Annotated in this window: 10 protein-coding genes and 1 riboswitch; of the genes, 4 read left to right on the top strand and 6 right to left on the bottom strand. The window is 72.8% G+C overall.

Translation table 11 applies throughout. The features are described from left to right. Positions 1 to 130 precede the first annotated feature (130 nt). Genes thiE through E1294_RS20990 form a run of 3 tightly spaced genes read right to left on the bottom strand, consistent with a single transcriptional unit; the run spans position 131 to position 2,327 of the window. Complete coding sequence (thiE, locus tag E1294_RS20980; protein WP_132510609.1) at positions 131 to 769, bottom strand: thiamine phosphate synthase; 639 nt, start codon at positions 767 to 769, stop codon at positions 131 to 133. After that, the gene (locus E1294_RS20985; protein ID WP_132510611.1) at positions 747 to 1,121 is read right to left on the bottom strand and encodes an Rv2175c family DNA-binding protein; all 375 of its coding nucleotides are present in this window, start codon (positions 1,119 to 1,121) and stop codon (positions 747 to 749) included. Before E1294_RS20985 ends, thiE begins: the two co-directional genes overlap by 23 nt. A gap of 30 nt (positions 1,122 to 1,151) precedes the next feature. Then, a complete protein-coding gene (locus tag E1294_RS20990) occupies positions 1,152 to 2,327 on the bottom strand; it encodes an NAD(P)/FAD-dependent oxidoreductase (protein ID WP_246083157.1) in 1,176 nt (391 codons plus the stop codon). A gap of 59 nt (positions 2,328 to 2,386) precedes the next feature. Further along, positions 2,387 to 2,503: riboswitch (TPP riboswitch) on the top strand. Here E1294_RS20990 and thiO point away from each other — a divergent pair. The 4 genes from thiO to pknB all read left to right on the top strand — a co-directional run bounded on the left by thiO (position 2,493) and on the right by pknB (position 6,822). Beyond that, positions 2,493 to 3,629 (top strand): glycine oxidase ThiO, encoded by a 1,137-nt coding sequence (thiO, locus tag E1294_RS20995; protein WP_132510615.1) that lies wholly within the window; start codon positions 2,493 to 2,495, stop codon positions 3,627 to 3,629. It overlaps the preceding riboswitch by 11 nt. A gap of 5 nt (positions 3,630 to 3,634) precedes the next feature. After that, on the top strand, positions 3,635 to 3,826 hold the full coding sequence (gene thiS / locus E1294_RS21000) for a sulfur carrier protein ThiS (RefSeq protein WP_425465215.1): 192 nt from the start codon (positions 3,635 to 3,637) through the stop codon (positions 3,824 to 3,826). Next, positions 3,819 to 4,574, top strand: coding sequence for a thiazole synthase (locus E1294_RS21005; protein WP_132510619.1), 756 nt, complete (start codon positions 3,819 to 3,821; stop codon positions 4,572 to 4,574). Before thiS ends, E1294_RS21005 begins: the two co-directional genes overlap by 8 nt. A gap of 343 nt (positions 4,575 to 4,917) precedes the next feature. After that, positions 4,918 to 6,822 carry a Stk1 family PASTA domain-containing Ser/Thr kinase gene (pknB, locus tag E1294_RS21010; protein ID WP_132510621.1) on the top strand — a complete coding sequence of 635 codons (1,905 nt, stop codon included), beginning with the start codon at positions 4,918 to 4,920 and terminating at the stop codon, positions 6,820 to 6,822. Positions 6,823 to 6,870: 48 nt separating this feature from the next. On the opposite strand, the gene alc is transcribed toward pknB, so the two are convergent. Genes alc through E1294_RS21025 form a run of 3 tightly spaced genes read right to left on the bottom strand, consistent with a single transcriptional unit; the run spans position 6,871 to position 9,521 of the window. Beyond that, positions 6,871 to 7,845: an allantoicase gene (alc, locus tag E1294_RS21015; RefSeq protein ID WP_132510623.1), complete on the bottom strand. Its 975-nt coding sequence runs from the start codon at positions 7,843 to 7,845 to the stop codon at positions 6,871 to 6,873. Beyond that, positions 7,846 to 9,156 carry an allantoinase AllB gene (gene allB / locus E1294_RS21020; protein WP_132510625.1) on the bottom strand — a complete coding sequence of 437 codons (1,311 nt, stop codon included), beginning with the start codon at positions 9,154 to 9,156 and terminating at the stop codon, positions 7,846 to 7,848. Further along, entirely contained in the window at positions 9,153 to 9,521 is a 369-nt protein-coding gene (locus E1294_RS21025; protein ID WP_342775067.1) for a glycerate kinase, read from the bottom strand. Before E1294_RS21025 ends, allB begins: the two co-directional genes overlap by 4 nt. Between the last annotated feature and the right edge of the window lie 53 nt (positions 9,522 to 9,574).

Genomic DNA, 9,574 nt, shown 5'->3' on the forward strand with positions numbered 1-9,574 from the left:
ACCCAAGGGGTGCCGGGCGGGGCGCGGGCGGATCACGCCGGGATCTGCCGCGCGCAAACCCGCCGTACGAGGTCCGCGGCCGGTGGGAGGCGCCCGGACGGGGGCGCCTCCGCACGGCGTGACGGATCGGTCAGGGGGCCGACAGGCGTTTGGCGAACTCGGCCGCCGCCGCCCCCGGATCGTCCGCGTCGGTGATCGCGCGTACGACGACCACCCGGCCGGCACCGTACGACATGACCTCGTCGAGATTGGCGAGGTCGATGCCGCCTATCCCGAACCACGGCCGCGAGGCGCCGAGCGCTGCCGCGTGCCTGAGCAGCGGCGGTCCGGGCGCCGGGCGGCCGGGTTTGGTCGGGGTGGACCAGATGGGGCCGCAGCAGAAGTAGTCGACGCCCTGCTCCACGGCCGCGGCGGACGCCTCGGCAGCGGAGTGGGTGGACCGTCCGATGACGATGTCGTCGCCGAGTATCTCTCGCGCGACCGTCACAGGAAGGTCGTCCTGCCCCAGGTGGAGCACGTCGGGCCGGGCGGCGTAGGCGATGTCCGCCCGGTCGTTGACGGCCAGGAGTTTGCCGTGCCGGTCGCAGGCGTCGCGGAAGATCTCGAGGAGCGCGAGTTCTTCGCGGGCCTCCAAGCCCTTCTCCCGCAGCTGGATGATGTCCACGCCGCCGGCCAGCACGGAGTCGAGGAACTCTGCCAGGTCGCCGCGGTCGCGGCGGCCGTCGGTGCAGAGATAGAGGCGGGCCTCAGAAAGCGAGGGCTTGGGCACGCCGCTTGACCTCTGTGTGACGGCCGGCCCGGATCGCCTCGATGGGCGACCCCGGCAGGGACTCGTCCGGGGTGAAGAGCCAGCGCAGCGACTCGACGTCGTCGTAGCCGGCGTCCTGCAACACGGTCAGGGTGCCGGGCAGGCCCTTCATCACGTCTTTTCCGTCGAGGAACACCGCGGGCACCTGAGGCCCGCCGCTGCCCCTGCGTACGCCGAGCAGCTTGTGGTCCTTGAGGAGTTGCTTGGCCCGCCCCAGCGGAAGGTCGAGGCGTGAGGCCACTTCGGGGAGAGTGAGCCACTCGTCCACGAGCTGCTCGGTCTCCCGGTCGATCTGTGCAACAGAAAGTGTCACGAAACCACAACTACCACATGGCGCGCTTGCTCAAACAACACAATCTCGTAGGGACACTTCGGGATCTACCAGGCGTTTGGCATCGAGGTGTTGGCCTGAGGCGATGATTCTGCGGCCCTGTACGAGGTCTCGCGGCCGATCGACGGCGAGCACCGCGGCGAGGGCGTCCTCGGCGGTGAGCCAGACGGCCGACCATTTTCCCTCCTGACCCGCCTCGACGTCGCCGCGGTAGAGGAGGCGTTCGCCGGCGGGGTGGTGACCGGCGTACTGCACCATGTGCCCGAACTGCTCCGACCAGAAGTAGGGCACGGGATCGTAGACGGCGTCCTCGCCGAGCAGCGTCGCGGCGGCGACCTCGGGTGCGTTGAGCGCGGAGTCCCAGTGTTCGACGCGGAGCCGGGTCCGCCAGCGGCGCGACCACCAGGCGGCGCAGTCGCCGACGGCGACGACGCCGGGCAGCGAGGCGCGCAAATGCTCGTCGGTGACGACGCCGTTGTGCAGGTCGATGTCGGCGTCGGCGAGCCACTCGACGGCGGGGCGCACGCCGATGCCGGTGACGACCACGTGGGCGTCGACGAACGCGCCGCCCACCAGGCGCACGCCACCCTCGTCCACGGAGTCGACCATGGCGCCGAGCCGCAGGTCGATGCCGGTGTACCAGTGCTCGGTGCGCGCGCCGATCTCGGCGCCGACGGCGGTGGCGAGCGGCGCGGGGCCGGCCTCGATCACCGTCACCGCGCACCCCGCCCGGCGTGCGGCGGTGGCGACCTCGGCGCCGATCCAGCCGGCTCCTATGATCGCGACGCGGGCGCCGGGGACGAGCATGGCCCTGAGCTCGTGGGCGTCGTCGAGGGTGCGCAGCACGTGCTGGGGGCCGTCGCCGGGCAGCCTGATCGGGTCGGCTCCGGTGGCAATGACCAGGCCGTCGTAGCCCAGCTCGCCCTCGGTCGTCCCCACGACCCCCGCGCGCAGCGACTTGGCGCTGACGCCGGGCCAGAACTCGACGCCGAGCGCGGCCAGGTCGGCGCCGACGTAGCTGTCGTCGGCCTCTCCTGACAACACGGCCTTGGACAGGGGCGGGCGGTCGTAGGGGTGATGGCGTTCCCTGCCGACCATGGTGACGCGGCCGGTGAAGCCCCGTGCGCGCAGCGCCTCCACGGTGCGCAGACCGGCCAGTCCTGCTCCGACGACGACGACGTGGTTCACGCTGATGACCATAACGGGGGCCGTGTCCGGGCGTGACACCGAGGCCGTAGGCTGGTGAGGGAAAGACGCGCGGGAGTCCGGCCGTTACCGGGCTGAGAGGAAGGCTTGACCGGGCCTTCGACCGCAAGACACCTGATCCGGGTCATGCCGGCGAAGGGAGCGCATGTGGACGTGATCGTAGGCGGCGGGATCGTCGGGCTGTCGGTCGCCTGGCGGCTGGCCCGCTCCGGCCGGCCGGTCACCGTGGCCGACCCGGCTCCCGCCTCGGGTGCCTCCCACGCGGCCGCGGGGATGCTGGCGCCGGTCAGCGAGGTGACCTACACCGAGGCGCCGCTGCTGCGGCTGGGGATGGCCGCGCTGCGCCGCTGGCCGTCCTTCGCCGCCGAGCTGGCCGAGGACGCCGGGCTCCCCGGGGCGGTCGCACTCGATTTCCGTACGAACGGGACACTCGACGTCGCGTTCGGCGCCGACGACCTGGCGGCGCTGGACGAGCTTGCCGCGTTCATGGAGAAGCTGCAGCTGCCGGTCGAGCGGCTGACCGGGCGCGAGTGCCGGCGCCTCGAGCCCATGCTGGCCCCCGCCGTGCGCGGCGGCCTGCTGGCTCCCGGCGACGCCTGGGTCGATCCGCGCCGCGTGACGGCGGCGCTGCTCGCCGCCCTCGACCGGCTGCGCGTCCCGCTGGTGCGGGCGCGCGTGAGCGAGCTCCTGCGTGACGACGGCAAGGTCGCGGGGGTACGCCTCGCGCCACCCGACGTCCCGGCCCCCGCCTTGGCCGATGGCGGCGTGCCGCGGCGGCTGCGGGCCGAACGGGTGATCCTGGCGGCCGGGGCGTGGAGCGCCGGGCTCGCCGGGGTGCCGGTGCGGCCGGTCAAGGGGCAGATCATTCGGTTGAGCTCCGCCCAGCCCCTGCTCGGCCGGTGCGTACGCGGCACCGTGCACGGCTCGTCCGTCTACCTGGTCCCCAGGGGCGACGGTGAGCTGGTCGTCGGCGCCACCCAGGAGGAGATGGGGTTCGACACCAGGGTGACGGCCGGCGGGCTCTACGAGCTGCTGCGTGACGCCAGAGAGCTGGTGCCGGGCGTCACCGAGCTGGAGGTGGCCGACGTGGTGGCCGGGCTGCGGCCCGGGACGCCGGACAACCTGCCCGTCATCGGCCCGAGCGGCACGCCCGGGCTCACGCTGGCCACCGGGCACCATCGGGGCGGCGTGCTGCTGGCCCCGTTGACGACGGCCATCCTGCTGGGCGAAGAGGACGAGCTGGCGGCGTTGTGCTCGCCAGGAAGGTTTCAGGAAATTTCATGATTGTGATGATCAATGGGACCGCGCACGAGGTGATCGACGGCACGACCGTGGCGCAGGCCGTGAGCACGTTGACCGCGGCCACCACCGGAGTGGCCGTGGCCGTGAACGACGAGGTGGTCACGCGCAGCGCCTGGGAGACGACGGCGCTCAGCGACAGCGACCGCGTGGAGGTTCTGACGGCGGTGCAAGGTGGATGATCTGATCGTCGCCGGGGAGAAGTTCTCATCCCGGCTCATCATGGGCACCGGCGGTGCCCCCTCGCTCGAGGTGCTCGACCAGGCGCTGGCCGCGTCCCGCACCGAGATGACCACGGTCGCCATGCGGCGGCTCGACCCGGACGCCCGCGGCTCCGTCCTCGACGTGCTGCGCAGGCGGGACATCAAGGTGCTCCCCAACACCGCGGGCTGCTTCACCGCGGGCGAGGCCGTGCTGACGGCGCGGCTGGCCAGGGAGGCGCTCGGCACGCCCTGGGTCAAGCTGGAGGTCATCGCCGACGAGCGCACGCTGCTGCCCGACCCGATCGAGACGTTCGACGCGGCCGAGCGGCTGGTGGCCGACGGGTTCGTGGTGCTGCCGTACATCGGCGACGATCCGGCGCTGGCGCGGCGCCTGGAGCAGGCGGGCTGCGCGGCCGTCATGCCGCTGGGCGCGCCGATAGGCTCCGGGCTGGGCATCCGCAACCCGCACAACATCGAGCTGATCGTGGAGGCCGCGTCCGTGCCGGTCATCCTCGACGCGGGCATCGGCACGGCCAGCGACGCCGCGCTGGCGATGGAGCTGGGCTGCGACGCCGTCCTGCTGGCCACGGCGGTCACCCGGGCGCAGCGGCCCGACCTCATGGCCACGGCCATGAGGGAGGCCGTGACGGCCGGGCGCCTGGCCCGCCAGGCGGGGCGCATCCCCCGCCGCCGCTACGCCGAAGCCTCCTCCCCGACAACCCCGTAAGCCCTCACCCACGGCGACCGCGCGCGGACGGCGCCCGCGGTCGCCGGAGCACCATCGCCCGAGACCGCCGCACGTGAGCCACCGCCGGGGAGCCGGGCCGGCCGCGGGACGACACGCCCGGAGCGCTGCGGTGGAGGGATGGTTCGCCTCTGCGTCTCCTGGCTCACGTGGCTCGCGGCGCCGGAACCCGGGGGCGCGGGCGCGCGGCCGACCGGTAAGGGGGTGACGCCGTTGAGGCTATGTCCGCTTCTCCCGGACGAAGGACGGACGAACGAGAACGTCTCCGCATCGGTTTCGGGCGGCCGGGCCCTGTCAGTGGCAAAACGCCCGTAAACTCAGCGGGGTGGACACGACGACTGCGGACCCCCTGGTCGGGCGGCTCCTCGATGGGCGCTATCGCATCGAGAGCCGGATCGCCCGGGGCGGTATGGCGACCGTCTACCTCGCGCTGGACATCCGGCTCGACCGGACGGTCGCGCTGAAGGTCATGCACCGCTCACTCGCCGAGGACCCGGCGTTCGTACGGAGGTTCATCGGCGAGGCCAAGTCGGTGGCCAGTCTCTCCCACCCCAACATAGTGCACGTTTTCGACCAGGGCACCGACACCGACGTCGTCTACCTGTCGATGGAATACGTGCCCGGCCGGACGTTGCGCGACATCCTGCGCGACCGCGGCCGGCTGCCGGCCCGCGAGGCGCTCGAGATCATGATCCCGGTGCTGGCCGCGCTCGGCGCGGCCCACCAGGCGGGCCTGGTCCACCGCGACGTGAAGCCGGAAAACGTCCTCATGACCGACGACGGCCGGGTCAAGGTCGTCGACTTCGGCCTGGCCAGGGCCATCGAGGCGACCAACCAGACCCGCACCGGCGTGATGATCGGCACGATCGGCTACATGTCACCCGAGCAGGTCACCACGGGCGGCGCCGACGTGCGCAGCGACGTCTACGCCGCCGGCATCATGCTGTTCGAGCTGGTGACCGGGCAGCAACCGTATGACGGCGAGACGCCGATGTCGGTGGCCTACCGGCACGTCCACGACACCGTGCCGGCGCCGTCGTCGTTCGTCCACGACGTGCCGCCACTGATCGACACGCTGGTGGCGCACGCGACGGCCCGCGAGCCGGGCGACCGCCCCGCCGACGCCACCGCGATGCTGGTGGCGGCCGTCGACGCGCACCGTATGTTGCCGCGGGTGACCGGCCGGCCCGTGAGCGGCCCGGTGTCGCCGCACACCCACCGGCAGGGCACCGGCTCCGCCGCGCGGTCCCACCCGCAGGCCGCTCCTGGGCACACGCTGATCCAGCCGCGGGCGGAGGCGCCGCCACGGCGCGCGTTCCGGCCCAACTGGTTCCTGGTGACGCTGGCCGCCGTGATGGCGGTCGCGGTGGGGCTGACCGGCTGGTACTTCTCCCAGTCCGACCCCGTCATCGTCCCCGACCTGGTCGGGAAGGACATGGCGATCGCCGAGAAGAACGCCGCCGCGCTCGGCCTCGTGGTCCGCAAGGCCGACGGCAGGCACGACGAGAAGGTGGCCGCCGGCTTGGTCCTGCGTACCGAGCCGGCGGCCGAGACCGAGCTCGACAACGGTGACACGATCACGCTGGTGCCCTCGCTCGGGCCCAAGCGCGTCATCGTGCCCAACGTGGCCGGCATGACCGATAACGACGCCCGCGTGGCCCTCGCCGACGCGGGGCTGACCGTCGACTCGGTCAAGCGCCTGGCCAGCCAGGAAGTCGAGCGCGACAAGGTGATCCGCACCTCGCCGCAGGTCGGCGAGAAGGTGAAGGAGGGCACCAAGGTCGACATCTTCGTCAGCGCCGGGCTGGTCATGCCCGACGTGGGCGGCATGCCGAAGGACGAGGCCGCCGGCCATCTCAGCGGGCAGGGCTTCCAGGTGCAGGTCAACGAGGTCGACGACGACGCCGAGCCGTGCACGGTCATCGCCCAGGAGCCCAAGGCGAAGGCAGAGGTCGACAAGGGCGCCCAGGTCATGATCACGGTGGCGCGGTGCCAGACGGACTTCTGGGACTGGTTCGGCGGCCGCGACGGCGAGGCCCGCGACGACCGGCATTTCAGCGTGGTGCCGGGGGTGCTCGGCAAGGAGATCAGGGACGCCAAGAACGAGTTACAGGCGCTCGGCTTCCAGGTACGGGTGCAGCGGCTGGTCAACGCCGGCGTGGTGAAATACCAGCGGCCGCTGCCCAACAGCGAACGCCCGTCGGGGAGCACGGTCTACCTCTGGCAGTGAGTGCGCTGAGTCCGCCGCGTCCCACCGGCCCCGGCGCGCCGGGAGCGGTCAGGACAGGTGGCCGTGGAGGCGGACTCTCGCCAGACCGCCGTCCGGGTAGATGTCGACCCTGACGTGGGTGACCGGGCCGGGGTGGCGGAGCCTGAAGCGGTGCGGGGTGTCGGGCTGGAGTCTGCTCCTGGGCAACAACTCGACCTCGCGCTCCCCGTCGATCCCGGTGAGCGCGACCGCGCCGGGCGCGTTGAACAGCAGGTTCGTGGTGTCGATCTCGGCCAGCTTGACGACGCCACGGCCGGCCAGCCGGATCACCAGCCAGTCGTTGCCCTCGTCCCGGCGGCGCGCGGTCTCCCAGCCCTCCGCCTGGTGGCGGGCCAGGCCGGGAGCGATGACGTTGTTGGGGACGGAGTAGAAGTCGTTGGAGCAGGCGGTGACCAGGCCGCCGTTCGCCAGGGCGGCCAGGTCGAGGCCGAGGCCGTCGTAGACGGACAGGTCGGGGCGGGCTTCGCCGTGCACGCGCAGGCGCGCGACGCCCCCGTCGGGGTGGATGTTCAGGCGGACGTGCGTGTAGCGGGTCTCGTCGGCGACCTGGAAGTGGTGTTCGGCGTCGCCTTCCAGCCCGGCCTTCGGCACGATCTCGGTCCATGGGGCGGCCGGCAGGTCGTCCGGGGACGGATGGCCGTCGACGGCGGCGGCCTCGACGGAGGCGTACGGCGGGTAGTTGCCCTTGAACCAGGCCGTGTCGATCACCACGGCGCGGATGACGCCGGGGACCCCCAGACGGACGACGGCCCAGTCGTGGCCGGGCTCGCGCCTGCGCCGGGTCTCCCACCCGTCGTACACCTGCCCCTTGTTGCCGAAGGTCTCCGCCTGGAAGCCCGGCCGGCGCGGCCTGATCAGGCTCTCCTTCTCGGCGAACGATTCGTCGCTCGCCGCCACCACGGAGCCGCCGAGGGTGCGCAGGGCGAGGTCGGGCAGGTGCAGGCTGGTCGGGTTCAGGCCGGGCGGGGTGTCGGAGTGTGACATCTACCGCTCTCCCAGCAGGAGCCGTCCGCAGGGCTCTCCGTCCACCGGCCTGCCGCGCAGCCAGGTGGTCAGGACGGCCCCCTTGAGGGTGCGGCCGTGGTAGGGGGTGACGGGGTTCCTGTGGTGCAGGAGGGTGGCGTCGACCAGGCCGGTGGGCACCGGGTCGAAGGCGACCAGGTCGGCATCATTGCCCGGCTTGATGCCTCCCTTTCCGGATATTTCCGCCATTGAGGCGGGATTGGCCGACATCCAGCGGACCACGTCCGCCAGCCCGAACCCCCTGCGCGACGCCTCCGTCCAGACCGCGCGCAGCCCGAGCTGGAGCGAGGCGATGCCGCCCCAGGCGGCGGCGAAGTCGGGCGCCTTCAGCTCGGCGGGCGACGGCGAGTGGTCGGACACGACGCAGCTCAGCACGCCCCTCCTCAGGCCGTCCCACAGCAGGTCGCGGTTGGCCTCCGAGCGGATGGGCGGGCAGCATTTGTACGCGGTCTCCCCCTCGGGCACCTGCTCGGCGGCCAGCGTCAGGTAGTGCGGGCAGGTCTCCGCCGTGACGGCCGCGCCGCGGGCCCGGGCCTCCTCCAGGACGTCCAGGCAGGCGGCGCTGGAGACGTGCAGGATGTGCGCCCTGGCCCCGGTCTCCCCGGCCAGCCGGACGACCTGCTCGACGGCGCTGCGCTCCGCCTTGTCCGGCCGCGAGTCCAGGAACTCCCGGTACGTCGGGCCGGACGGCTCGCCGAGCAGCGCCGGATCCTCGGCGTGCACCACCATCACCCCGCCGAGCCCGGCGACCTCCTCCAGAGCCCGCCGCGCCTCGGAGCCGCTGAGCGGCGGGAACTCCTCCACGCCCGACGGCGACATGAAGCACTTGAAGCCGTGGACACCGCGCTCGCGCAGCGGCGCCAGCTCCTTGACGTTGCCCGGCACGGCCCCGCCCCAGAACCCGACGTCCACCTGGCACTGGCCGGCGGCGGCACGCAGCTTGGCCTCGAAGGCCCCGACGTTCACGGTGGGCGGGAGCGAGTTGAGCGGCATGTCCAGGATCGTGGTGACGCCTCCGGCGGCGGCCGCCCGGGTCGCCGAGGCGAACCCCTCCCAGTGCGCGCGTCCCGGCTCGTTGACGTGCACGTGCGTGTCGACCAGGCCGGGGAGCAGGGCCAGGTCGCGCAGGTCGATGTCCTCGGCCGCATCGAGCGGTGCCGCGTGGTCGTACAGGGCGACGATCTTCTCCCCGCGCACGGCCACCGCGGCGGCCCGCTCGCCCTCGGGGGTGACGGTCCTGCGGGATCGTACGACGAGGTCGAACGCGGTCATCCGGCGCCTCCCTGGAGATGGTCGGCGGCGAGCCGGGCGGCGAGGCGTTCGAGCAGCGGGCCCGCCTCGGCCATGCAGCGGTCCTGGTCGGGCTCCAGGTCGGTCAGGGCGTAGGCGGCCTCGATGCCCGCCGCCTTCAGCTCGGCGTCGGAGAGGGTACGGCGGCCGCAGACGGCGACAACGGGGACCCCCGCCCTGGCCGCGGCCTGGGCCACGCCGATCGGCGCCTTGCCGCGCAACGACTGCTCGTCCAGCGACCCCTCGCCCGTGATCACCAGCCGCGCGTTCCCGGCCAGCGCGCCGAACCCGAGCAGGCCGAGCAGGTAGTCGATGCCGGGCCGCAGCTCCGCGTGCAGGAACGCCAGCGCGGCTGGTGATCACGGGCGAGGGGTCGCTGGACGAGCAGTCGTTGCGCGGC

Origin of the sequence: Nonomuraea diastatica, assembly GCF_004349015.1 — a bacterium.
Classification (GTDB): Bacteria; Actinomycetota; Actinomycetes; order Streptosporangiales; family Streptosporangiaceae; genus Nonomuraea; species Nonomuraea diastatica.